The 23,579-nt window shown below is 64.7% G+C and carries 23 protein-coding genes, 4 pseudogenes and 1 other annotated feature; of the genes and pseudogenes, 16 read left to right on the forward strand and 11 right to left on the reverse strand.

What is annotated here, in order from left to right; translation table 11 throughout:
• Positions 1–504, reverse strand: a complete 504-nt coding sequence (locus QAD21_RS24745; protein WP_005203454.1) for a general stress protein — start codon at positions 502–504, stop codon at positions 1–3.
• An 856-nt stretch (positions 505–1,360) separates the two neighbouring features.
• Here QAD21_RS24745 and QAD21_RS24750 point away from each other — a divergent pair.
• Positions 1,361–2,377 carry a trypsin-like peptidase domain-containing protein gene (locus tag QAD21_RS24750; RefSeq protein ID WP_019288211.1) on the forward strand — a complete coding sequence of 339 codons (1,017 nt, stop codon included), beginning with the start codon at positions 1,361–1,363 and terminating at the stop codon, positions 2,375–2,377.
• A 184-nt stretch (positions 2,378–2,561) separates the two neighbouring features.
• Here QAD21_RS24750 and QAD21_RS24755 read toward each other — a convergent pair whose 3' ends face one another.
• From QAD21_RS24755 to QAD21_RS24765, 3 genes are all read right to left on the reverse strand, one after another.
• Positions 2,562–2,810 carry a hypothetical protein gene (locus QAD21_RS24755; RefSeq protein ID WP_039854473.1) on the reverse strand — a complete coding sequence of 83 codons (249 nt, stop codon included), beginning with the start codon at positions 2,808–2,810 and terminating at the stop codon, positions 2,562–2,564.
• A gap of 317 nt (positions 2,811–3,127) precedes the next feature.
• Positions 3,128–3,262: a transposase gene (locus QAD21_RS24760; RefSeq protein WP_280362177.1), complete on the reverse strand. Its 135-nt coding sequence runs from the start codon at positions 3,260–3,262 to the stop codon at positions 3,128–3,130.
• Positions 3,263–3,299: 37 nt separating this feature from the next.
• Positions 3,300–4,247, reverse strand: coding sequence for an IS3 family transposase (locus tag QAD21_RS24765; RefSeq protein ID WP_280362178.1), 948 nt, complete (start codon positions 4,245–4,247; stop codon positions 3,300–3,302).
• Positions 4,248–4,311: 64 nt separating this feature from the next.
• On the opposite strand from QAD21_RS24765, the pseudogene QAD21_RS24770 reads away from it, so the two are divergent.
• The 7 genes and pseudogenes from QAD21_RS24770 to QAD21_RS24800 form a co-directional block, all read left to right on the forward strand.
• A pseudogene (locus QAD21_RS24770) lies at positions 4,312–5,210 on the forward strand (IS3 family transposase); the annotation flags it as partial.
• A gap of 136 nt (positions 5,211–5,346) precedes the next feature.
• A complete protein-coding gene (locus QAD21_RS24775; protein WP_280362180.1) occupies positions 5,347–6,129 on the forward strand; it encodes a hypothetical protein in 783 nt (260 codons plus the stop codon).
• The gene (locus tag QAD21_RS24780) at positions 6,126–6,806 is read left to right on the forward strand and encodes a hypothetical protein (protein ID WP_280362182.1); all 681 of its coding nucleotides are present in this window, start codon (positions 6,126–6,128) and stop codon (positions 6,804–6,806) included. Before QAD21_RS24775 ends, QAD21_RS24780 begins: the two co-directional genes overlap by 4 nt.
• Position 6,807: 1 nt before the next feature.
• Positions 6,808–7,743 carry a hypothetical protein gene (locus tag QAD21_RS24785; RefSeq protein WP_280362184.1) on the forward strand — a complete coding sequence of 312 codons (936 nt, stop codon included), beginning with the start codon at positions 6,808–6,810 and terminating at the stop codon, positions 7,741–7,743.
• Positions 7,744–8,422: 679 nt separating this feature from the next.
• Positions 8,423–9,705: pseudogene (locus tag QAD21_RS24790) on the forward strand (IS3 family transposase).
• Positions 8,701–8,829 (forward strand) — a sequence feature (AL1L pseudoknot). Its footprint overlaps the pseudogene before it by 129 nt.
• A 179-nt stretch (positions 9,706–9,884) precedes the next feature.
• Positions 9,885–10,010 (forward strand): hypothetical protein, encoded by a 126-nt coding sequence (locus tag QAD21_RS24795; RefSeq protein WP_280362186.1) that lies wholly within the window; start codon positions 9,885–9,887, stop codon positions 10,008–10,010.
• A 43-nt stretch (positions 10,011–10,053) separates the two neighbouring features.
• Positions 10,054–11,082, forward strand: coding sequence for a hypothetical protein (locus QAD21_RS24800; RefSeq protein ID WP_280362188.1), 1,029 nt, complete (start codon positions 10,054–10,056; stop codon positions 11,080–11,082).
• A 34-nt stretch (positions 11,083–11,116) separates the two neighbouring features.
• On the opposite strand, the gene QAD21_RS24805 is transcribed toward QAD21_RS24800, so the two are convergent.
• The 3 genes from QAD21_RS24805 to QAD21_RS24815 are packed head-to-tail and all read right to left on the reverse strand — an operon-like array spanning position 11,117 to position 12,782.
• A complete protein-coding gene (locus QAD21_RS24805; RefSeq protein WP_280362190.1) occupies positions 11,117–11,977 on the reverse strand; it encodes a hypothetical protein in 861 nt (286 codons plus the stop codon).
• 38 nt (positions 11,978–12,015) lie between these two features.
• Positions 12,016–12,381 (reverse strand): XRE family transcriptional regulator, encoded by a 366-nt coding sequence (locus tag QAD21_RS24810; RefSeq protein WP_280362192.1) that lies wholly within the window; start codon positions 12,379–12,381, stop codon positions 12,016–12,018.
• Positions 12,381–12,782 carry a hypothetical protein gene (locus QAD21_RS24815; RefSeq protein WP_280362193.1) on the reverse strand — a complete coding sequence of 134 codons (402 nt, stop codon included), beginning with the start codon at positions 12,780–12,782 and terminating at the stop codon, positions 12,381–12,383. Before QAD21_RS24815 ends, QAD21_RS24810 begins: the two co-directional genes overlap by 1 nt.
• A gap of 116 nt (positions 12,783–12,898) precedes the next feature.
• Here QAD21_RS24815 and QAD21_RS24820 point away from each other — a divergent pair, with 116 nt between their 5' ends.
• Positions 12,899–13,393 (forward strand): hypothetical protein, encoded by a 495-nt coding sequence (locus QAD21_RS24820; protein WP_280362194.1) that lies wholly within the window; start codon positions 12,899–12,901, stop codon positions 13,391–13,393.
• A 548-nt stretch (positions 13,394–13,941) separates the two neighbouring features.
• On the opposite strand, the gene QAD21_RS24825 is transcribed toward QAD21_RS24820, so the two are convergent.
• Together QAD21_RS24825 and QAD21_RS24830 are read right to left on the reverse strand one after the other, a co-directional pair.
• Positions 13,942–14,898: a hypothetical protein gene (locus QAD21_RS24825; RefSeq protein WP_280362196.1), complete on the reverse strand. Its 957-nt coding sequence runs from the start codon at positions 14,896–14,898 to the stop codon at positions 13,942–13,944.
• A gap of 527 nt (positions 14,899–15,425) precedes the next feature.
• On the reverse strand, positions 15,426–15,821 hold the full coding sequence (locus tag QAD21_RS24830; RefSeq protein ID WP_280362198.1) for a PLD nuclease N-terminal domain-containing protein: 396 nt from the start codon (positions 15,819–15,821) through the stop codon (positions 15,426–15,428).
• A 583-nt stretch (positions 15,822–16,404) separates the two neighbouring features.
• On the opposite strand from QAD21_RS24830, the gene QAD21_RS24835 reads away from it, so the two are divergent.
• From QAD21_RS24835 to QAD21_RS24845, 3 genes and pseudogenes are all read left to right on the forward strand, one after another.
• Positions 16,405–17,445 (forward strand): DUF1524 domain-containing protein, encoded by a 1,041-nt coding sequence (locus QAD21_RS24835; RefSeq protein WP_280362200.1) that lies wholly within the window; start codon positions 16,405–16,407, stop codon positions 17,443–17,445.
• Between the two features lie 108 nt (positions 17,446–17,553).
• On the forward strand, positions 17,554–18,069 hold the full coding sequence (locus tag QAD21_RS24840) for a hypothetical protein (protein WP_280362202.1): 516 nt from the start codon (positions 17,554–17,556) through the stop codon (positions 18,067–18,069).
• Between the two features lie 176 nt (positions 18,070–18,245).
• A pseudogene (locus QAD21_RS24845) lies at positions 18,246–18,442 on the forward strand (HNH endonuclease family protein); the annotation flags it as partial.
• Between the two features lie 655 nt (positions 18,443–19,097).
• Here QAD21_RS24845 and QAD21_RS24850 read toward each other — a convergent pair.
• Positions 19,098–19,553 (reverse strand): hypothetical protein, encoded by a 456-nt coding sequence (locus QAD21_RS24850; RefSeq protein ID WP_280362352.1) that lies wholly within the window; start codon positions 19,551–19,553, stop codon positions 19,098–19,100.
• Between the two features lie 172 nt (positions 19,554–19,725).
• On the opposite strand from QAD21_RS24850, the gene QAD21_RS24855 reads away from it, so the two are divergent.
• Positions 19,726–19,956, forward strand: coding sequence for a hypothetical protein (locus QAD21_RS24855; RefSeq protein ID WP_280362354.1), 231 nt, complete (start codon positions 19,726–19,728; stop codon positions 19,954–19,956).
• Between the two features lie 816 nt (positions 19,957–20,772).
• Here the strand turns inward: QAD21_RS24855 and QAD21_RS24860 are convergent.
• Positions 20,773–20,916: pseudogene (locus QAD21_RS24860) on the reverse strand (hypothetical protein); the annotation flags it as partial.
• 285 nt (positions 20,917–21,201) lie between these two features.
• On the opposite strand from QAD21_RS24860, the gene QAD21_RS24865 reads away from it, so the two are divergent.
• The 3 genes from QAD21_RS24865 (at position 21,202) to QAD21_RS24875 (ending at position 23,410) form a co-directional block, all read left to right on the forward strand.
• The gene (locus QAD21_RS24865; RefSeq protein ID WP_280362204.1) at positions 21,202–22,386 is read left to right on the forward strand and encodes an ATP-binding protein; all 1,185 of its coding nucleotides are present in this window, start codon (positions 21,202–21,204) and stop codon (positions 22,384–22,386) included.
• 107 nt (positions 22,387–22,493) lie between these two features.
• Entirely contained in the window at positions 22,494–22,994 is a 501-nt protein-coding gene (locus tag QAD21_RS24870; protein WP_280362206.1) for a hypothetical protein, read from the forward strand.
• 65 nt (positions 22,995–23,059) lie between these two features.
• Entirely contained in the window at positions 23,060–23,410 is a 351-nt protein-coding gene (locus tag QAD21_RS24875) for an Lsr2 family protein (protein ID WP_280362207.1), read from the forward strand.
• Positions 23,411–23,579 lie beyond the last annotated feature (169 nt).

Here is a 23,579-nt window from a genome sequence, read left to right on the forward strand (position 1 = left end):
TCATTCCTTTCGATCGGTCCGGCCGGTGAGCAACCGGACGGCTTCGTCCGCGACCTCGACATCGGCGAGGACTTCGTAGTGACGTGGTTGTAATGACTGGATTGAGGTGAAGTCGCGCCGGCCGCCCTGCAGCGCATACATGAGCAGGCCGAGCAGAGCGCCGACAACGGCGCCGAATACCAACCCGTAGAAGGCGAGCGCGAGGCCCGTGAGCAGCGGCTGGACCCAATCGAGTAACCCGAAGATCCAGCCGAACAGCGCACCCGTCAGCGCGCCCGCGGCGGCGCCGCGCAGAGCGGCCCAGCCGTAGTTCAATCGGCCGACGATCTGCTCGACCAGCTCGATGTCGCGACCGACGATGGCCAGTTTGTCTACCGTGAAATGCTGGTCGGAGAGGTAGTCGACGGCGCTCTCGGCGTCGGCATAGGTGTCGAATGTCGCAATCACCTGGCGAGCAGGTGGGTGTGGACTTACGGCGGAGGTTCCGCCACTGGACTCTGACATCACGCCCCCTCGGCGTCGATGTTGTGGGGTTTCGCCGAGCCTGTGCGTACCGGTACGGCCCGGCCGTCGGTCAACCGGTTGGGCTCACGAACGGCCCAACCGCAATGCGAGTTCTTCATCCGCCTTCGGGCGGTCAACACAATTCGCCTATCGACAGTCCTGGCTTGCAATCACTGAAATGACGCTAACCCTTGTCGGGGGCCGACGCAATTCGCCTATCGGGCGTCGACAATAGAGGCGCAATGGCGTCCATACCTGCCCTGGGCATAGATGTCCGCCGGAACCCGCTCGAGGCGACCGGTACACGCAACTCCGGGTACCGGCCACTACTCCGGTGCGTCCACGAGTAGAACTCCCGATCCAGTCATCTTCGCAGCCGACGCGGTGAGTGGCAAGGCCCGCACAAGTCGAAAGCGGGAAGCGAATTCCGCAATGACAGTACAGTCGCTGACACGCTGGCAATAGCCGTTCCTTCATGCTCACGTACAGGAGCAGGTGCTCGATAGCGGAACGACAAGTTCCTGGCGCCGAGAGAACCGGCGCGAGAAATCCATTTTCCAAACGGTCGGTTTATCCATCCACTGGAGCCATGCCCACCGGATTCCACTGGGCGGCAACCGAATCGGAGACGCTCCAGATTAGAATTGTATGAAAAAGTTGGTAGCGAAACAAGATACGAAGCATCTTGGCTCTCAGTGGTGGAGCATGCGCGCTGCCGTTCGTCGATGCCGGTTGCCTGGGTGCATCGAAGCGGTTCGGTGACCGGTCTCGGGCGCCGCCGGGGGTATGTTGATCGGGTGGGCCCGCTCGCGGCAGGTGCAAGTAGGAGACCGATTCCTCACGGAGGCGGTGGCTGATGCGCGTACCGTCGACCGTACGTTCCTCGATCTGGGTGCCGCTGGTCGCGATCGTGGTCCTCCTCCTCGCGGGATGCGGCGCCTCGGCTCCCACCACCTCGACGCCCTCAGCGGGACCTGCCGTAGACCTGCCGGCACTGGTCCGGCAGGTGGAGGCCTCGGTCGTCACCGTGCTTACCGGGTCCGGCGTGGGCAGCGGCATCGTCTACAAGACCGACGGCACCGTCGTCACCAACGCCCACGTGGTCGAGGGTGCCCGGCAGGTGAGTGTGGCCTTCGCGGACGGGCAACAGGTGTCCGCGAACGTGCGGGCCGTCGATCGTGTGACCGACGTCGCGGTCCTTCAAGCGGACCGCACGGATCTGACTGCGGCGACGTTCGAGACAGCGTTGCCAGAGGTCGGCGCGCTCGCCGTAGTCGTGGGCAGTCCGCTGGGGTTCGAGGCCACGGTCACCTCGGGCATCATCTCAGGATTGCACCGTCAGATCCCCGGGTCGGCTTCCACCGGGGCGCCGCTGGTTGACCTGATCCAGACCGACGCCGCGATCTCGCCGGGTAACTCCGGGGGTGCCCTGATCGACGGACAAGGGCGGGTCGTGGGGATGAGCCAGGCCTACATTCCCCCGTCGGCGGGTGCGGTGGCTCTGGGCTTCGCCATCCCCGCGGCGAATGTCGTCGACGTCGCAGACCAACTGCTGGCCTCGGGAACTGCCCAGCATGCGTACGTCGGCATTCAGCCCGGCACGCTGAGCCCGCAGATCGCCGAACAACTGGCAGTCGACCGCACCAGCGGTGCCGTCGTCCTCGAGGTCGTCCCGCTCGGTCCGGCTGCGACGGCGGGTATCCGGCCGGGCGATGTCATCACCGCGGTCAACGGCCACGACATCGAGTCGGCGGAGGACTTCATCGCGGCGCTCCGTGCCCTCGACCCGGGCGATCGAGTCGATTTGACCGTGCTCCGCGGTGGCGAGACCCAGCAGATCTCGGTCACAGTGACAGACCGCCCCGCCAGCTGAACGACTATTCCAAGAACGACCAAAACGGGGCGGGCGGGATCTGTGTTGCGGGCGGTCCGGCCCGCAGCGTTGCGGGTATCGCAGGCGTTGAGCAGCATTACCGTCAGCGTGTCCTTGGGACACAGAATTGGGAATACCAACTTCAACTTCGGGTCAGCCACGAACTGGGTGGACTGTCCTGTGCTCATCGGATTTGCTGACGCTCCTGATGGGCGCCGAGGGTGACGAGGGCCTCGATGCCGACTTTGTCGGCGGCGAGGTCGCAGAAGGCCTCGAATCGGGTCGTCGCGGCCGTCCTGTCGTATCGGGAGGTGGGATCGTCGATGTCGGTTGCCTCGGCCAGCGCGGTCAGATACCGCTGGGCCGTGCACAGGTCGTCGTTGGCCTCGATTACGGTGGCGTCGCGCAAGTCGTGCCGGCAGAACGGACGCACCTTCCGATCGGCGCTCTCGCGCGGACACCGTTGGGGGCAGTGCCATGGCGGGCGTGCCTGCCGAGCCAGGTGGTGTCGGAGAATGGCACCTGCCCGCAACCGGGACACCGGGTCTGCAACCGCAGTCGGTGCCGCAGGCAGATCGGAAGCAACGGGTGCGCCCATTGCCTCTGCCAGATGCAGTCCGGCTCGGCGAGACACCGTGGACAAAACCGGGACCCGCTGAAGTGGTGCCGGATCCGCTTACGGGCCTCACGCAGTTCAGCGGACTCGGTCGCGCTCACACCAGGGCTGCGGCCCTCATCGATATCCGCGCGTCACATCCACTTGTGCAACGTCATCGGATGCACACCGAAGTCCTTGGCGACCTGCTCGATCGTGACACCTTCGCCACGATCACGAGCCACCCGGACCACATCGTCACGGAACTCGTGGGGATAGGGCTTGGGCACAGCTACATCCTTCCCGACCGCCCGAAGGCAAGCCAGATCAGATGTCACCTATCCGTGCAGCAGTCCCGCCTCGGTCGCTGTGCAGGATGGTGCCGGCCACCGAGCCGCCGCGAGTGAGTACCGCGGCATTTACCGCGTCCTCGACGAGCTCGGTGCGCATGTGATCTGCCAGCGACCAGCCCAGCACTCGACGCGAGTGCTCGTCGCGGATCGCGCACAGGTAGGCGTCCCCTTCGCCGCAGGTCAGGTAGGTAATGTCTGAGGTCCAGACCAGGTTGATCCCGCCGCGATCGAACTGGCGGCCAACTCGGTCCGGCGGGAACGACGCGGCCGGATCGACCTGGGTGGTCTTGACCTTGAACGTGCGCGGACTGATGCCCTCGATGCCCATCTCGGCCATGATCTTGGCGACGGTGTTCTCCGAGACCGCAACCCCCTCGGCGTGCAGATCGGCGGCAATGCGTGGTGAACCGTAGATGCGTTGCGAGGTCTGCCAGTGCGCCAAAATTTTCACTTCCAGATCGCGTCGCCGCTGCTGTCGTGGCGTCAACTCGACACGACGTTGCCGATCCGCCCACGCATAGAATCCAGACCGCGACACACCCAAGAGAGCAACGAGTTTCGTGACGTCGTGGTTGGCGCACTCCGCGGCGATGAGTTCGAAACGACTCACCGATGATGCTGCGCCGCAAAGTACGCCGATACTTTTTTTCAGGAACGCGATATCACGGTCTTTCTCGGCGAGTTCGGCGCGCAGCCTGGTCAGTTCCGCGCGCTCAACCGCCGACAGATCTTGGTTGGGCGGCACCTTGCGAACATCATCGGCGACGCCGTCTCGAAGCCGCTCAGCCCGAACCCATTTGCCCAGCAGATTCTCATGCACGTTCAGTTCCCGAGCCACCTCGGTGATCGGCCGACCACCATCGATCACCCGGCGAGCAGCCTGAGCCTTGTACTCCGGCGTAAACGACCGCCTCCTAGACATGTCGACATCCTTCCAGCAGGACCCCTGGCCCCACTATCGCGGTGTCCACTCAAACTGGGGAGGCTCACTCGATATCGACATGCTCAAGGAGATTTCGTCGGGAAACTTCTGACCCCGAACCGCAAGCGCAGCGCCGTGACGATGCTGCGTGAGCGGTTCGGGGTATCTGAGCGGCGAGCATGTGCTGTGGTGGGCATCCACCGCTCCACGATGCGACTGCACCCAGCGCCGATCACCGCGGAGGAAGCCGAGCTGCGCTCCTGGCTACGTGGGTTTTCCACCGACCGGCCCCGCTGGGGCTGGCGACGCGCCGCGATCGCCGCGCGCAAAGCGGGCTTCACGGTCAACAACAAACGCATCCGCCGCCTGTGGCGCGAGGAGGGGCTGCGAGTTCCCCAGCGCCGCAGGAAGAAACGGCTCACCGGAATCGGGACCGCGGTTGGGGCGATGTGCCCAATCCGGCCGAACGTGATCTGGGCGATGGACTTCCAATTCGACACCACCGCCGACGGCCGAACCATCAAAATGCTCAACGTGATCGACGAGTTCACCCGCGAAGCCCTGGCGATCCACGTCGACCGCGTCATCAACGCCGATGGCGTGGTTGACGTTCTCGACCGCCTGGCCCTGATACATGGTCCACCGTGCTACGTGCGGTTCGACAACGGACCGGAATTCGTCGCTCACGCCGTCAACGACTGGTGCCGATTCAACGGCACCGGATCACTATTCATCGACCCCGGCTCCCCGTGGCAGAACGCCTGGATCGAATCGTTCAACGGCCGCCTGCGCGACGAGCTGCTCAACTCCTGGCGCTTTGACTCCCTGCGCGAAGCCCGGGTCATCATCGAAGACTGGAGGATCGACTACAACGCCAACCGACCCCATTCGGCCCACCACGGACTCACCCCCGCCGAGTTCGCCCTACAGTGGACCACGACCCACCAACCCCAAGCCGCATAGCGACTGGACCATCGAATGGGTCCCCCTCACAGCGTCGGATCAGCTGACGGACTACTCGTGGCGGCAGGATGCAATCCAACGAGCACCGGTTTACTGCCCGTTCCGATCACTGTTTCTCCGCTACTCTGCGATGTCTATGAGCTCAGCGAACCCTCACCGCGCAGCGAGAACTTGGGAACCCATCTGGCTTGTCATAGCCGTTGTGGTCCTCGTCGTTGGAATCATCGTCGTCGCTGGACTGGCGTTCGCAGATCAATGGGACGCTAATCGGGTCAACGCGTTTGCAGCCTGGGCCGCCGGGCTTCTCACACTGACCGGTGTCGCTCTATCCCTATACGAAGCCCACAAGGCACGCCGGGAAGCCGCCGACGTCGCAGCCAAACAGCAAGAGGAATCGGAGGCCCACCAAGTCGAGCAGGCCCGGCAGCGCTGGGAGCTAGAGCGTCAGAGGCGAATCGATCTGGAGATTCGAAACAGGGTCTCTGGAATGCGCTACTGCGTCGACATTCTCGACTCGATCAACCTAGCAATCACCGACTTCGCGGAGAAGGTCAAGACCGCAGCCTTCGCCTTCGATGACGCGGCCCTACGATCCTCGTTGAGTCTCGACGTCCAGCTCACCTGGGTACACACTCACCCCCTAATCGGGGCACGCGCCCTGCCCGTCGCCCGATCATCATTCGCATTCGAGCTACAGGATCACACGATCCCCCAACTCGAGGAGTTGTTCGCGAAGGCATCGACGATCGCCGACGCCGCCACCACAGATGAACTCCTGGCGATTCTGGCCGAAGTCGAAGCCGTAGACGGCGACACCCTCAGACTCCGCGCGCTCGAGGACTTCACCCTCGACATGGACGCGATCGCAGAAGCCGTCGACCGGCACTACCCACCGTTCGCACCGCCGACTCCCCAATGAATCTCGCCACCATCGCCGCCGAACGTCTCGGAGTTGCACTGTCCAAGCAACAGGCCGGCGATCTGACCCGACATCTGCTCGACGGCTCAAGGGCCTTCACCGAGCTAGAGGGCGCAGTCCGTACTGGCACTATCAGCCACCAGACCGCAGCCGTCGCCGCGGTAACACTGTGGCCCGCCAAACCAGACAACGTGACCATCGACTACCCGCTGTGGCGCGACCTATTTCGCATCGCGGGGTTCAGTAGCGACGGGGCCGCCACGCCGCGACCGCGATCAAGTCTGCTGCTCTTTCGAGGCGCAACGCCAGATCGCGCACGAGGCCTGTCCTGGACCACCGACCTCGAGCAGGCCCACTATTTCGCCACCCAGCGACAAGTTCCAGGCGCTACTGCCTGTACATGGGCGGCATGGGTTACCCCATCCCGCATGCTGGCGTTCTACGGCCACACACCACCCTGCGAATTCGAGGTCGTCGTCGACGCGACCGACTTTCCGGTCCTTGCCCTGAGCAACTCCCGTCTTGAACAGCTCATGGCAGCACACGGCGGCAGATATACCCGTGATCGCCGCAGCCCGCTGCACTGGGCGTACCTGCGCAGACAACTACGACGCGAACTCCTCGCCATGCAACGGGCAACAGCATCCGCTTCGCCTCCCGCCGTAGAGGACCTCTGACATGACAACCACCGCATCCGACGAACGTCTAAATGAGCTGGCGGACCTCGCAACAGCGTGCCGCGACGCATTTCTCGCCGTCAGCAACGAGAGCCACTGGAGACCCGGTCTCAGTGCTCGACCCCGCGTGGAGGCCATCAACCGCGCCGACCCAGCCGCCAGCACCGACGACATCATGGCCGGCGCCGACCTTGTCTCCGAAGTTCTAGTGTCCTACCTCGAGATCGCCGCCAACCACCTCGCAAGCATCGGAACTCTCATCCGCGCAGGCGAAGTGATGTTCTCCCCTCCGACGCTGGCTCGCGCCGTGATGGAGAACTGTGCGCGCGTGATCTGGGTGATCGGGAGGACAGGCGATCCGATCGACGTGTTAGCTCGCGCGTATCTCGAGGAGTTTCATAGCTGCGAGTATCAGAAAGCTGCCGCACAACGGCTAGGCGGCGATTCCAAGGCAACCCCCGAGTACGTCGCGGCCCGCACACGCTGGACCACTGTGCGCGACCGAGCCATCGCCGCGTTTCCCGACACGACCAAACCGGACCTTGCCGAGGATGCCGGTGGCCGCACCCTCGCCACCCACACCCTGCCTTCACCCAGCAAAGGGGTCGCAGACATGTTCAGCTTCCTCCGCGACCACGCCGGCGCAACGATCACCGACAGTGTCGCCGAGGGTGTCTACCACTACCTGTCGAGCCACACCCACCCCTCGCTGTACCCGATCCGCCAACTTCGTCGCTATACCGATCATGGAGACCATGCTGGCACCGAGCTGCACCTAGAGACGGAGTCCATCGAACGGCTCGTCGGCGCGGCGGTCAGCACCTTCTACAGCGCCCTGGGCTACGCGATGAGCTTCTACGACCTTCCCCGCGGCCCGCACGACATCCTCACCGCGCACATCGAGTCCGCTCTGCCGCAACTGTTCAACCAGCCCTGAGCGCTCAGCGTTCAAGGCGGTGAGATCTCAGCGCCCGCTGTTGGTAAGTCCGACTTGAATAAGCCCCGCGATCGCGGGATCACGAACCAGCAGAACTGCAAAGACGACGCCGAGAACGCCACCGGCCACTGTGCTACGACTGGTGCCCTGTGCCTCTTCACCCGTCACCCGGGTCTGGCTCAAGTTGACCCAGGGACAACCACCGCACCGCAGCTCGATGGCCAGCCCGCCGTCTGTCCCAACCGGTAGCCTCCCGGACATGGCAGTCCTGCACGCGGTGTTGCTACTCGGCCCTCTCGCCGCCACCCTGCTCTGGTGGGCGAGGTGGCTGCAACATCACCCGCGGCCCCTGCGCAAACCAGGCGCAGTATGGGACAGATTCGCCGCTGCGATCGTGATCGGATGGTTCGGTGGGCTCGTCCTCTACCTGGCCACAACCGAGCCTGACACCCCAGGCGAGGGACACCCTCTTGCCATGACGACCACTCTGGTGATCATCGCCATCGCCATCGCCGCCTGGATCACTAGCTCCACCCTCTCCTGGCGCTCCGAACGCTCAGCGCGCACCCGCGACGCCGCACTAGGCCTCGCTACCAGCCGCCGCTGGTGGCCCGACTGGCTAGCAGGTGAAACGCCCCGGGTTTGTCGGAGGCTCTCGAATCTGTGAAGGATGGAGAGCATGGCAGCACCACGGAAGTACAGCGTTGAGCTGAAGGAGCGGGCGACGCGGATGGCGGTGGAGGCCCGCAAGGACCCAGCCACGCGACCAGGGGCGCTCAAACGGATCGCCGATCAACTCGGTGTGCACCCGGAGGCGCTTCGCACCTGGGTCAAGCAGGCCGAGATCGATGGCGGGGACCGCCCGGGGACCACGACCAGCGAGGCTGAGCGGATCGCGCAGCTGGAACGGGAGAACCGGGAGTTGCGGCGGGCGAACACCATCTTGAAGCAGGCATCAGCTTTCTTTGCGGCGGAGATCGACCGCCCACAGCGTTGATCGTGGAGTTCGTCGCCGCTTTCCGCGACGAACACGGAGTCGATCCGATCTGCGCGGCCCTGCGCGACACGGCCGCCCAGATCGCTCCGTCCACAGTCCGAGCCCATCTGAGCTCTCGACGAGTCGAGGCGCCACGGGTGGTCCGTGACCGCGAGATCCTCGGTGAGATCCGCACCGTGCATGCCGACAATCTCGGCGTCTACGGTGCCCGCAAAGTCCACGCCGAACTACGCAGAAAGGGTATCGGCGTGGCCCGGTGCACCGTCGAGCGGTTGATGAAAGCTGATGGGCTGCAGGGGATAACGAGATCCAAGACGCGGAAGACCACGCACAGCGAGGGGGCCGAAACTCCGCAGCCGGCCGATCGTGTCGAACGGCAGTTCACCGCGGCGGCGCCCAACGCGCTGTGGGTGGCGGACCTGACCTACATCCGCACACACTCGGGGTGGGTGTATGCCGCGTTCATCCTCGACGTCTTCTCAAGGATGGTCGTGGGCTGGCAGGTCTCGACCACCATGCACACCGACCTCGCGCTCGACGCCTTGGATATGGGGTTGTGGGCGCGGTCGCGTGCCGGCCAGGGCGTGGCCGGGCTGATTCACCACTCCGACCGCGGAGTGCAGTATCGAGCCATCCGCTACACCGAACGTCTCGCCGAAGCAGACGCAGTGACTTCTGTTGGCTCCAAGGGTGATTCGTACGACAATGCGATGGCCGAGGCGTTCAACTCGTTGTTCAAGGCCGAGTGTATCCGTAACCCAGTCATGCGCCCTCGCGGTGGCTGGGGCGGTGTCGGCGAGGTCGAGATCGCCGTCGCCGAGTACATCGACTGGTTCAACCACCGCCGCCTGCACGGCGAGATCGGGCACGTCCCACCCGTCGAGTACGAGACCACCTACTGGTCGACCCACACAGTCACCAGCTACCGTGAGAACCCGGTCCCGGCAGTCGCTGGAACCAAGTAAACGAGCCCCCAGCAAACCCGGGGCGATTCACAGGACTGGTCTGCGTATTCCTCACACCCGCGGCCGTGATCATCACCTGGATGGTCATAGCTGCGATAGCAGAGAGCGTCTCGCCCACCACAACTCAAGAGCAGTTCAACGGTCGTGTGTTCCCCTCGTTCATCGCCGCAGGAATCGTCATGGCCGTCGGACTCGCCTACTTCTACTTCGTCCGCCCCGTCCTCAAAGAGCGTGAGTCACAACGCCTCCACGACGCCACCCGCACCTATCTAGAGACCGAGCGTGCCGACGACGAGCACGACTAAGAACCACCTACGCCGAAACACTCATCAAAGGGAGGACCAGACCGTGCCGATCGACAGCCGTACCGAGGCTCGAGTCATCGAACTGGTCGATCACGTCGTCGCCGGCGGCCGATGCGAGGACGACACCATCGACTGCAAACGACAGCTTGATGCGGCCTCTCCTAAGCAGGCGCGCAAGATCGCCGGCATGCTCAACGCTGCTCGATTTCGTCCGACCATGTGGATCATCGGCCTCGACGAGAACGCCCACCAGGTCATCACGTCCGCAGACGAACCAGACCTCGCGAACTGGCTACCCCAGATCCAGCGACACTTCGCCGGCATCGATCTCGACATGCAAGCCAGCAGAGTCCACACCAACCACGGCATCGTCACCGTCTTACAGTTCGACAGCAGCAGACCGCCCTACGTCATCAAGAATCCCGACGGAGCTGGCAGCGCCACCCGCGAAGTGCCCTGGCGCACAGGCACCAGCACCCAAACCGCCACCCGCGCACAACTGTTGAGCCTGCTCGTCGACACCGGTGAAGTCCCCGACGTCGAACTCATCTCCCCCACCCTCATCGCGCGACAATATGACCGAAACAATGTCCGACTCGAGCTACACACGGATCTCTACTTCTACGCCAACACTCCTGCCGTGCTCCCTAGCCACCGCTGGTCACTGCACGCACTCGCCGACGGCGAATGGCCCGATCACGAAGCCGCGCAACTGACCATCGAGTTCTCACCACACATCCACCCCAACGCACGGCCAACACCCGTCACCGTGCTGATGCGGGATGGAGGAAGCCCGGGTCTCGAAACGCCACACCCTCAGGGCGTCACCATTCGCGCTTCCGGACTCATCGTCAACGGCTCAGACTCGGTCCGAACGTACGCCTGGACCGCGCTCAACGCCGCACAGACCCGAACCGTCGCCGACGCCCCCTACTTCAACCTCACACTGCACATGCCACTCGATCGTGGCGAACGCGCCATCACCCACCGCCTCACGCTCCGCCACAAACCTTCGATACCCCGGGATCGCGAGACCGGCGAACTAGGCAGATGGTCCCTCGCACATCCGTGACCCCTGGTACAGAGCGCGACCCAGTGCTGACGGCCTACACCTCCCGAATGCGACGAAGGATATGGGCAAGCAGGATCACCGCATCAGCGCTGATCCCCGCATCCATGCGGGTCGTGGTCTTGCGTCGGTGCTTGACGGCCTGAGCAGCCTCGATCGAGGCACGGGCGAGCTTGCGCAACTCCGCATTTCCAGCCAGGTCGACCTCGATGACGCGGTCCAGTCGGGTCTTAGTATTGGCGACCGGCGGCGCCGGCTCATCGTCGAGTTGATGCACAGAATGGTCATAGGCCGCAGCTGAGAGCGCTTCGAGCGTTGACACGCAGTCGTTGCCGACGTTCGAGTAGTCCTGGGGTGAGGACGCGGACTCGAAATGCCGGCGCAGCTCCGAGATTTCCTCATCCACCCGCGACCACCCCGTCACAGGGTCGGAAGAGACCGCAGTCGCCAGCGTGGAGGAAATCGAGCCTGCCTCACGCGCGGCGAGCACCTCATGCAACGGGCCAAAGTGTTCCTCGAGGCACCGCCGGCGCTTGTCCCAGCCTCCACTGCCGGCCATGCCTTCCCGCTTCCAGTACTTCTTGAACATCTCGAAGTCTCGGAACGGCGGGTCGAACGTCGAGATTCCCAGGCGCTCCAAGACCGCCATCAGCGCACGGATAACGGCGATTGAATCGTCCTGCTCGATATCCGCGCCGTCAGTCGCGAAGTCTTCGAACTCCTCGTGAGCGAACCTCGCCAACGCAACGGCCACCTCGACATCCGAGCGGTCCGAGAGCGAACCCCTCGCGATACTCCGTACAAGCGGGCGGTCCATCACCCGCTTCTGGCGGACAGTGGGCTTCCACGGATCACGCCCGGGCACCGTGCGGTCGGTCCAGAAATCGAACGACCTCATCAGCTACCGACCACCAATCCCCGACCGACCACACGCACTCACGCCCCGTCCACCAGTTGCCCAGGCAGAGCAACCTCCACAGTGCGGTCACCGAGCCGGGCGGTGATGGTGACGTCAGTGGCGCCGGCGGCGGCCAGATAGTTGGCCAGCGTCGACAGCAACAGGTCCTCGCGTGCCTCCAACCCCGACACCGCGGCCTGTTTGATACCCATCCGCTGGGCCAGCTCGGTCTGGGTCAGCTGCGCAGCTTGTCGGATCGCCGCCAACCCCATCGCATGCGCCCGGTCGGCCTGGGCCATCTCCGCCCGGATCGTCTCGACCCGCGCCGCGGTATCGGGGTCGGCCAACAGCTCCGCGATCCGCTCGTTGCCACGCCGGAACGTGGCCCGCTTCTCCTCACTCATCAACCCTCACCTCTCTCAGTCTCGGTCTGCCGTTTCCACGCCTCTATCGCGACATCCGCGCGCGGTCCGACGCTGTCGTAGAACACATCACCCATCCGTGCCTTATCCCCGGAAAACAGAGCCACCACCACGTGCTCGGCGTCGGGGAACCACACGATCAACCGCACCGCCACCCCCTCGCGGTACGGGTGCGACACCCGCCACACCACATACCGTTTCGACTGCCGCACCCGCTTGAGCGTCGCCGATTCCACCGTCGGCACCTCCTCGAGCTCAGCGAGCACCTGCAACTCCGCCAACAGCAGATCCAACCGCTGCCGATCCAGGGCATCGCCCTCCGCAGCCGACGCCTCCAGCCGGGTCAGGAAGTCGTCGAACTCGCTCGACCAATCGATCAACACCCTTCGATATTACCTTGGAGCAATATCGCTCGCAAGTAATATTGCAGTGTAACGCGCTCGGGTCGCCAGCGAGTTGCCTTCAGTAGCGACCGGATCGTGGCCGCTACCGTGGACGAGTGGCAGTACGCAGGCATCTTGTTCTCGCCGTGGCGGCGGTGTTCGTGCTCTCTGGCTGCGGGGACTTGGTGAGCAACGACCTGGGGCCGCGTGATATCGACGGGGACCGGGCGCGGTCTGCGTTGTCGGAGTTGCGAATCGCCGTTCCGGACGGGTCCACGTTTGTCGCGGGCGTCGAGTCTCCGCCGGGCTTTGTGGGTAGTAGCTCGTACTACCTCCGTTTCGACGCACCCGCCGCCACTCCGGCGTCCGTCGCCGAACTGAACGCGGCCAGCGGCTTCGGCAACGTTCACCACATCGCGTGCGAGAGTCCGTTGCTCACCAACGACTCCCTACAGAAGATCGGCCTACAGTGCGGTCAAGCACGGGACGTGCCAGTGACCCGCACCGACAACCTGCTAGTCGACGACACGCTCACCCTAGGAAGTGAGGCAATCGCCGTGATCGACAACGGATCAGCGACCCAGCTGTACGTAATCGCCGAGGGGACCTAGCAGGCACACAGGGGGAAGCGGACCTCGACCGGCACGTCACACACGCAGGGAACCATCGCCGGCGACCGCACACCTTGAGCGGACTGCTGAACGTGATCGCCACTCGCGGAGGATGTCTCGGACCCGAGGCTATGGGTTGACGTCGAAGGCGGCGACCCCGCGGGGGTGCTGAAGTGGATGGTGGGTTGCGGGTAGCGCTCCCCGGTCACGAGCGGGGTGTCCGGCGCCCGCAAAGACCGTTGGCGCGCATCTGGTCTACGAACGCCACGATCACCCGGTGGTTGTTCCGGTGGTCGGCGGATTCGACGACTGGGGGTGTGGTCGATGGTGTCCGTGTCGTCCACTCCGCCGAATCTGATCATTCGTAGTCCACGAACGGATTGGCGGTGTCTGCCCCGTTCTCGGTGCCTTGCCTGCAGGAGGTGAGCCCGATCGTCATCACCCCGGCCGCGAGCAGGCGCGACCGCGACCCTGGTGGCCCTGCTGGTGTGGAGTCGCCGTGCGCGAGAGTGCATCGCCGCGTGCGGCGACCGCCCGACGGCTCCTCCCTAGGCAGGTGACGAGTACCGGGTGATCGAGCGAGATATGAAGTCTGCGGTGTAGTCGATCAGAAGCAAGTACGGGCCGGTGACCTGCCATTGGGCGGTGTCGGTGGGTGCTGGTATCCGCCACGTTTGCTTGCCTGTCGCGGCGTCGTATGCGCTCAGAATGGGAATGTTCGGCCGGTGGTCGGCCGTCGGTTCACCGTCGAAAAGCAGTCGTGTGCCGTCGAATCCGAGATAACCCTGCCCATAGCCGATAGTCGGCTGGCCGTGCTGGTCGCCGGTCTGTGCGTCGAACACCGTCCACGTCCCCGTGAACCCTTGGGCGTAGTCGTCAGACTCAACCACCGCATACCGGTCATCGAGCAATTCCAGCGAGCGCCTCGACATGCCGGTGTCCCACCGCATCGCGCGATCTCGGATTGATGCGACCCCAACAGCGGACCCCGACGACACCGCGAGCTCGTCACCGTCAACCGCCGCGACCTGCTGAAAAGCCCCTGCGACCACGCGCCACCCTGCGAGCTCACCAGTTCTCGCACCGTCGCCGTCGAAGAACTCGATCCGGTAACCCCCCGGATCGGAGCGGCTCGTCACAAACCCGGACGGGTGTAGGACCGCCGCGTCGGGTGGTGGGCCACCCTCACTGTCGAAGCGAGAGAAGACGGGCTTACCGGTATCCAGCCGGTAGATGGTGAAGCCGCCACGCGTCGTGTCGCGCACGGCGAACAGGCTGCCCGCCTCAGAGATGACCGCTCGCTCCTGATTGATGGGGGGCTGGATCGACCAGGCCTGGCGGCCCTGCGAGTCAAACTTGGTGATCGTCATTTGCCGGTCGGGAGGATCGTCGACGACCTCGAGACGGTACTCGATTTTCTCCGGGTCGCTGGGGGGTAGCTCTTCAGGGACAACGACGTTCTCCGTGTCGTTCATCTCGACGAGGAAGCCGTCATCGACACCCATCAGAGCCGTCGCTGTGCCGGATGCTCGGATGAGCGCGGTGGTTGTGTCTGCGCCGGTTCGCGGATCAATGAAGGACACCCTCGTGGCGACGGCGCCATCGACGCGGACGAGTCGAGTGCAGGCCAGTTGCCCGCCGCGGCTCAGTGCACACCAGTCGTCCCATCCGGTCCTGGGTGTGACCCAGAGCGGTCGTCCGGTGTCGGGGTCCAGGGCCTGGATACCGACCGGTTTGCCTATCCCGACCCGGGAGGCTTTGACGATCACCATGTCGTCGTCTGCGGCCAGCACATACACACCCGCGTCGCGGAACTCGCTGCCGAACAACGACGCCGCGTCCGCTATCCACCGCGCCTGCGGCGCCGTGGGCATCGGTTCAAGGATCGGGGCGGCGGAGGTCTGGTCGGGCTCCTCGTCGCCGGTCACGACGGTCACGATCCCGAACACCAGCACCGCGGTCGCCAACAGCGCGAACAACACCAGAGCTTCGCGACGACCACGATCCGCAATGCGCATCAATTCTTGACTCTCTACACGGAGGCCGGTGGTGGGGTCGTGTCGTCTGGGCGGTCAGATCGGTCGGCGGCTCGTTGCTGTTCGCGGGCGGTCTGGCGTTGCTGTTCGGCGCGATCGCGCAACTGCTGGAGGAACTCTCGGTCCGCCTCCGGGTCCTGCGGGATGTAGCGGCCGGGGTGGTCGTATTCAGGGAACTCGCTGGCCGCGCTCGCATGCTGCCGACGCGGTCGCTCATCAGCGGTAGGACGTCCGACCGCCAGCCACACCAGCGCACCAACCAACGGCAGCATCACCACCAGGATTACCCAGGCGAACTTGGGCAGTCCTCGCACGGCGGTGTCGTCGGTGGTGATGATGTCGATCAGTGCGATCACCAGGATCACCAGATAAATCAACCCGAGATACGGCACGTCTGCTCCCTCTTCGTCACGTCGGCCACCACACCTGAAGTATTTACAGCAGATGCCCGTTCACGCTCGTGGTTCGGTCACCATAAACCGCGATCACCACGCGACCGCCCGGATGGGCCGCGCTGCCTCGGAAATGACGCGGCCTCAGAAATGCCCTGGTGACCAGTCGCGCCATTCCAGCTGGCGGAAATGTCCGGACGTTCGTACGCCCCGGCGCGATAACCGAGACCGAACAACGGCGGCAGTGCTGGACGGGGGTTCACCCGTTGCTGACGAGTCAGCCGCGCCAACACCGTAGCCGCCCGCCCATCTCGGCTCGGGCCGGGTCATCAACGCCGGACCAAACAATGACTACCAGGGGTTTCATTCCCGAATCCGACTCCGTTATCAAGTACAACCAAGGGGTCCTCGAGGGCAATCGCGGGACGGGATTTGTCCGGTTTCGTAACGATGTCCGAGTGGGTCGCTATAGGTAGGTGATATCCGATCGGCCCACGTGCGGGCCGATCGCCGCTTGTGTGAAAGGCCCTCCCGCTCAATGATTACGCCCCCGCTGCCCCCTGCCATCTCCTCGTCAGAGTCGATGACCACCCCGTCACCTCGCAGGACTCGCCCTCGGGTCCTGGTCGGCAGCTGCGCCGCTGTGCTAGCCGCCCTGACGTTGGCCGCGTGCGGGACAACCGTCACGACCACCGAGCGGGTTGCTGACACCTCTACCCTGCCTGTGACGGCGCCGTCGGCCGCGACGTCGGAGGCGCCTCTTCCCACGGCGACGCCGGTGGTCACGGTGTCGGCGGCGCCGGCCGCAAATCGGGCCCTGGCGACACTGGACACCCTGGCGGTGAAGGGTCGCGCACCCAAGACCGGCTACGACCGGGATCTGTTCGGCCAGGCATGGACCGATGATGTGAACGTTGACAGCGGCCACAACGGCTGCGACACCCGCAACGACATCCTGCGCCGCGACCTCACCACCATCGTGCTCAAGCCCGGCTCGAACGGCTGCGCGGTGCAGTCCGGAACACTCGCCGACCCCTACACCGGCACCACCATCCCGTTCGTGCGTGGCCAACAAACCTCCGCAGCGGTGCAGATCGACCACGTCGTCGCGTTGTCGGATGCATGGCAGAAAGGCGCCCAGCAGCTCTCCGCCGCCCAGCGGGTGGACTTCGCCAACGATCCACGCAACCTGCAAGCCACCGACGGCCCCACCAACCAGCAGAAAGGCGACGGTGATGCCGCGACCTGGCTGCCGCCCAACCGCCCCTACCGCTGCACCTACGTCGCCCGTCAGGTCGAGGTCAAAGCCGCCTACCAGCTGTGGGTGACCCAGGCCGAGAAAGACGCCATCACCCGCGTTCTCGGTGGTTGCGGAGCCGCGGTGCCGTCACCGACAACCCGCCACATTCCGAACACCCGGACCTCGACCGCGACACCGATCCCGGAGCCGACCTACACGCCGCCGACGACGACCTACACCCCGCCGCCAGCTGAGGCGCCGTCGTCGGTCTACTACGCCAACTGCTCGGCCGTCCGCGCCGCCGGCGCCGACCCGATCTACGCCGGCCAGCCCGGCTACAGCCGCAAGCTCGACCGCGACGGCGACGGCGTCGCCTGCGAATAGCGTCCTGATATGCGGCCTGCGGCTGGTATTAGCTGCGGCCGGTGTTCCCAGCAGCGGCAGCGGCTTCCGGTACTCGCCGCCACTGCGTGCTTCTATCAGGGGAGAGAGATGACCCGCTTCGGTCGAGTTCGTTCGGGTGTGGTGGCCCTGGCGGTGGTGTTGTGTGCGGGGATGCTTGCCACAGCATGTGGATTTCAGGAGCCGACCTATCGCAAGAGCATCGACGCACACGACGCTGCTGCTCGCGTCGAAGACAAAGGGGTGCACGTGCCCGACGACTTCACGTTTTCCAAGGGCTTCGTATGGCCGATAGATTCAGTCGGCACCTCGGCGTTCGCCATCCGGTACGACGGGCCAGCCGATCAGTTCCGGACGTTGCAGGCCGCCGACGTCGGTCGCGACTTGATCGAGTTCGAGGACCTGCCGTGCGCGGCCATCCCCGCACCTCGAGCCAGCGGAGAGCTCGTAGAGCTGGGGTTGGCCTGTCCCGCCGGCGGTGGCGCGAGAATCACTCGGACCCACCGACTGCACGGTAGCCAATCCCTGGATCTTGGCACCCATGCCGTCGTTCTAAACCCCACTCCGACGCACACACAATTGTTCGTTCTGTACGCGGGGACGTAGCCGAGCCGCCGGTCCGCAACCGGCGACTCGGCTACTGACTTGCTAACGCAAACCCTTCCCACGCGATCGGGTTGCCATGTCCGAAGACCTGGAACCACTTGTTGATTCCGAGCCGGAACCCGCGCAGCACGATCTCGGTGGCGAAATCGACCGGAAGCGAGTTGGTGTACTCGGGGTCGAAGTCGTCGGCGGTGCAGATCGACCACGTTGTCGCTTTGTCGGATGCGTGACAGAAAGTCGCACAACAGCTCTCGCCCGCCCAGCGGGCCGACCTTGCGAACGATCCGCGTAACCTGCAAGCCACCGACGGCCCCACCAACCAGCAGAAAGGCGACGGTGCGCCGCGACCTGGCTGCCGCCCCACCGCTCCTACCACGCCAGCAACCCCGCGTGACGCACTCCGTCGGCCGACGTCCGTCACGCTCAAGCGCCGCGCCTGGGTGAGGAGTTCGGTGGCGAACTCAGACTGACTTGGCTCTGCAGGTGGTTTTCGTCATGTCTCGGCGGCAGAGATGTGGACGGTGCGTGGGTCGCGAACTGGGTCCCAGACGGCGGTGAGGTAGTCACCGGAGTGCCACCGTCCTGATCTCACGAGTGTGGAGCTGGCTACGGGGCCGTGATCGTGCTGACTTCTCGTTACGACCGCGGCAGGGTCGATCGGTGTCGGCGAAGGGAATTGGGACCGCCTGAGTAACTGGTTCAGTCGGTCCGCTGATGGGGTCGTGATCACCAGGTAAGCGCTTGAGTCCGGGAATGCACTCGTCACCTCGCCATAAACCACATCGTCGCCGTCCACGAGGACGAGGCCCATGCACTCTGCCATTCTAGTGGCGCCGTCTACCGACTCCCGGGTGTGTTGTCCCAACATCGCCTCATCGAACTCGGTTATGACCCAACGCAAGCCGAGGATAGCAATCGTGGACCCGGTCACGATGATCACTACCGCCAGCACCGCTGTTCGCCACCACGGCGACCGTGTGCGGGAGGTGGCTGGTTCTGCCCAGTGGGTCATTGCTGTGTGCTTTCCCTCACGCGGTGTCGGCGCCGTGGATGAGGATGTCGGTGGCACGAATGTGTCCTTGTTCGACGGTGATCAGTCCGTTGCGGCGTAGCTCGCCTAGGTAGGTGGAGAACGTGCCCGCACTGGCGGTGATCCCGGCGGTCTCGCCGAGGTGCTCGCGGGTCAGGGTGTTGGGGTAGGCGTCGATGACCGCTTGCAGCATGCGGGCGGCGCCGGCGCGCAGGATCGACAGGTAGTGGTCCTGGAGTTCGCGGGCGGTGAGCGGGGCGGGCTGGCCGCCGATGTGGGCGAACCCGGCCGCGGTGAGGGTGAACCCGGCCGAGTTCTCCTCGACGAGGCCGGCGCGACGCAGCTCGCCGAGGTATGTCGAGAACGTGCCGCCGGTGGCCTTCATCTTCGCCACCGTCCCCCACTGGGTCCGGGTCAACCGAAGCGGCGCCATCCGCCCCAATGCGGTGAGCATCCGCTCGGCACCAGCCCGAAACGACGCCGGCGCCCCGTCGACCGGCACCGCCCGGCGTACTGACAGGACGGGGCACGGGCAAGGTCGGGCGTATCGGGGCCGTGGTGGGCGCTGTGGGCGCCGCAACCGGTGCGGGTGTGGTGTCGTCGGTATCGGCGAGGTGGCGGGCGGTGTGCAGGTGGCGTTGGGCGGCGTCGAGGGCGTCGACGAGCCCCGCGGGCACGGTGGGCCGGGCTTCGAGGTCGGCGATGCGGTCTCGGAGCCGGGCGATCTCGGCCGACTGGGCGCTCAGTTGACGGTTTTGTGCCTCGAGCTGTCGGTCCTTGGCGGCGAGGTCGGCAGCGACGGCACGCGGGTGAGCGTCATCGGACCGCGGGTGGCCAGCGGCGAGGTCGCGGTGTAGTCGGGCGATCTCGGCACGCAGGGCAGCCGGGTCGTTGTCCTTGGCGCGTTCGACCGTGGCCGCGATTTCGGCGCCGAGCGCGTCGAGGTCGATGTCGGCGCGCGTCTTGGGCATGACGCGGCGTTGCCCGGGGGTGGGGGTGGCGTGGGAGTCGAAGGTGTCGAACAGTGCGAAGTCGACCTGTTGCAGGGTGCGCAACAGCGCCGGTGACCACACCCACCCGTGCCCGGTCTCCAGTGCGGGTAGTGAGGCGATCACCTGCGCGGCGGTGGTGCCGTCGGCGTCGGCGTTGACGCTGATCCAGTCCTGGGCGGCCTTGATCGAACGGGGACCGGTCATCCGCAGCAAAATGACTGTCTCCATCAAGTCCAGCACCGACTTCGAGACTTCCTGTGGGCGTTGAGACACCACGGTCAGTCCGAGTCCACGGTGACGACCTCGTTTGGCGATGTCTTCCCACGCCCCCAGCAGTCGAGCGGTCGCCGCGGTCGCGCGTTGGGGCACCAGCACGTCAGCCTCCTCGACCACCACGTGCAACGGATCGCGGTTGCGCAGGTAGAGCCGTTCGGCGAACGCGGTGGCGAAGGTGCGGGCTTTGGTCTTGGACAGGTGCGACAGGTCCAACACTGCCGAGATCTGGTCGGTGGCGATGACATCGGCGATCACCTCGCCGGCGCCAGGCTCTAACGGCACGTCGGCGTGTTCGCCGCCGAAGATGACGAACGGCAACCCCGCCCCGGCGCCGTCAGCGCTGGACCGGATACCCCACCAGTCGCCTTTGACATCGACGACGACCACCGGCAACCCAGCCCGGTGGAGCTGCTCGACGAACCGGTGGGCGGTCGCCGATTTGCCCGCTCCCCGGTTGGCCAGGATCGCGAACGTCGAGGTCACCGATTCAACCGGCAGCTTCAGCCCCGGACCGAGCACGATCCCAGCACCGGTGGCCATCAGGCACATGCCGGATCGGGACGCACGCAGACGAGCGTGCGGACTGCTTCGTTACGGCGCCAACTCATCTACTCACGCTCCTGCCCTTGTCCGCATGTCATCATTCGACGATCTCTAATCGTCCCAGTCCACCAGCGCCAACCACGGCAGCCGGGACGCAGAGCGTGTCTGACCAGGAGCGCACGCGACACAACGACCTCATCAGACCCTCGTCCTGGGGCAGCCTATCCCGATCTATGCCGGTGTATAAGAGTCTTCGTTATACAGTCCGATAGAGCTTGATAGTCTTGCCGTATGCAGGCCGGGTTGAATCCGTTCACTCCTGGGTCGGGCACCCGCCCACCCGAGCTCGTGGGCCGCAGCGCAGAACTCGAACGGTTCGACCTGCTCCTGGCGCGATGCAAACAGCGTCGCTACGACCGCAGTCTGATGTTGCAGGGTCTACGGGGAGTCGGCAAAACCACTTTGCTGGCCACACTGGCAGATCAGGCTCGCCATCATGGGTGGGTCGTGGTGGAAGTCGAAGCGCAAACCAGTCAGGAGGGAGCCGAGGCGCTGCGGCGGCGCATTTCCAAGGATCTCGACCGCGCACTGCGCCGGCGGAAACTCTCCCGAGCCGCTCTGGGTCGTCTCCGCGAACTCGTCGGCCAGTTCTCGATATCGGCGACCGCATTCGGTACTGGTGTCACCCTCGCCCGAACGCCCGGCGCACGACCGACCGATGCTGGACCGGGGCTGGGTGTCGAGTTCGAAGATCTCGTCGAGGATCTCTGCGACGAACTTCGCAAGGAGGGCAGCGGTTTCGGGTTGTTCATCGACGAGATGCAAGAACTTGAACCATCGTTGCTGCAGGTGATGCTCGCGGTGCAACACCGCGCCGCGCAACGGGAGTGGCCGTTCTTCCTGTCCGGAGCGGGACTTCCGAACCTGCCCCAGGCGCTCGCCGACGCCCGCTCGTACGCCGAGCGTCAGTTCGACTACCGGACTATCGGTCCAGTGTCAGCTGAGGAAGCACGGGCTGCGATCGTCGCGCCCGTCGAGCGTCTCGGTCAGCAGGTCACCACCGAGGCGGCCGACTACATCGTCGCCGCCAGCAACGGCTACCCCTACTTCCTGCAAGTGTTCGGCCACGAGTTGTGGCGCAGTGCCGAGCGATCTCCGTTCGATCTCGACGACGCGATCTACGCCGTCGACACCGGACATGCCTCACTCGACGCCGGTTTCTACAACTCACGGTGGTTGCGTGCGACCGAAGCTGAACGTCGCTACCTCTCTGCGATGGCGCATCACGGTAGCGAGCGGCCCCGCTCGAGTGCTGTGGCCGCTGCCCTGGGCGGCACACCCCAATCGGCAGCACCGCACCGAGACGCCTGCATCAAAAAGGGTTTGATTTGGGCACCCGAACGCGGGGTCGTTGCGTTCACCGTTCCCGGCATGGCCGAGTTCATCCGACGCCAACCCGCCGACGACAGCCGATGACCACGGGTGTGACCACACGACCCCACAGACGACACCCCACAGCGCACGCCTCGCTTATACGGTCAAAACCCAAGCGCCCAAGTACCCCTCGCCCCTACCATCCGGTCATGAAGATGAGCACGATCCTCGCGACCACCATCGTGCTGGCCAGCGTCGTCATGACCGGCTGTGGGGCAGAGGCGAATCCATCCGAGGACACCGCCGCGTCGGATATGACGGCCAGTGATCCGGCGCCCGCGGTCCAGAACTCGTCCTGCACCGCGACACCTACAGGGGACGTCGGACTGACCCGTGTCGAGGTTGCCGACACCCGGGTGACCTGGCAGACCAATACTCCCATCCCGAGCGACGGTGTCGTTGTGTTCACGGTGCGCGACAACGCCACACTGCGCGGCCTCAAATTCCTCGACGGCGCAGTCATCGCGAACTACATATTCGATGTCGCCTCCGCCCAGCAGCAGGAAAGCTCCCAAGCGCCGACGGTCACTGGCACTCGGTACGACGTTGTCATGCCACTCGGCTATGTGATCGACGACAACTGGACCGCTGATCTCGAAATCGACACTCCCACAGGCATGGAGTCCACCGGTGTGTGCCTCCCCTCGTAAAGGGGTGGCGCTTTCCCAGAACCAGCGAATGCGCTGACCGAGTTTTCTCCGCTAGCGTTGTAGGTATGGCGAGAATTCAGACGATGACGATCATCGACGATCTTGACGGACGCGAAATTGACGCTGAGGACGCGCGCACCGTGTCCTGGACGTGGATGGGAGTCGACTACGAACTCGATGTCTCCCCCACCAACCTGACGCGAATTGAAGAGGGAAAGATTACTGTCGCCAAGCTCCTGGCCACATCTACTCGAGTGGGCGGACGTCGGCGTAGCCGCTCAGCCACCAGCAAGACCTCCGATAGTGCTGCGCGGAGCGCTCAGATCCGCGAATGGGCTCTGGCCAACGGTTTTGACGTGTCGATGCGCGGACGCATCCCAGCCCACATCGTCGACGCCTTCACAGCGAAGAACTGAATCAGCTAGACAGCAGACTGTTGACCTGGCACATAACACGAGTGTCTGGACTCAGCGCTGGTCTCGATTATCTCGTATACGCAGAGGCTTGAGTGCGCTCGGAGTGCGCGGCTTGTTGCAGCCGTTCGGGTGGGCGCGCAAGGGCAACGTGGCTATTGCTTGCATGCGT

This window comes from Gordonia sp. SMJS1 (assembly GCF_029866425.1).
Classification (GTDB): domain Bacteria; phylum Actinomycetota; class Actinomycetes; order Mycobacteriales; family Mycobacteriaceae; genus Gordonia; species Gordonia hongkongensis.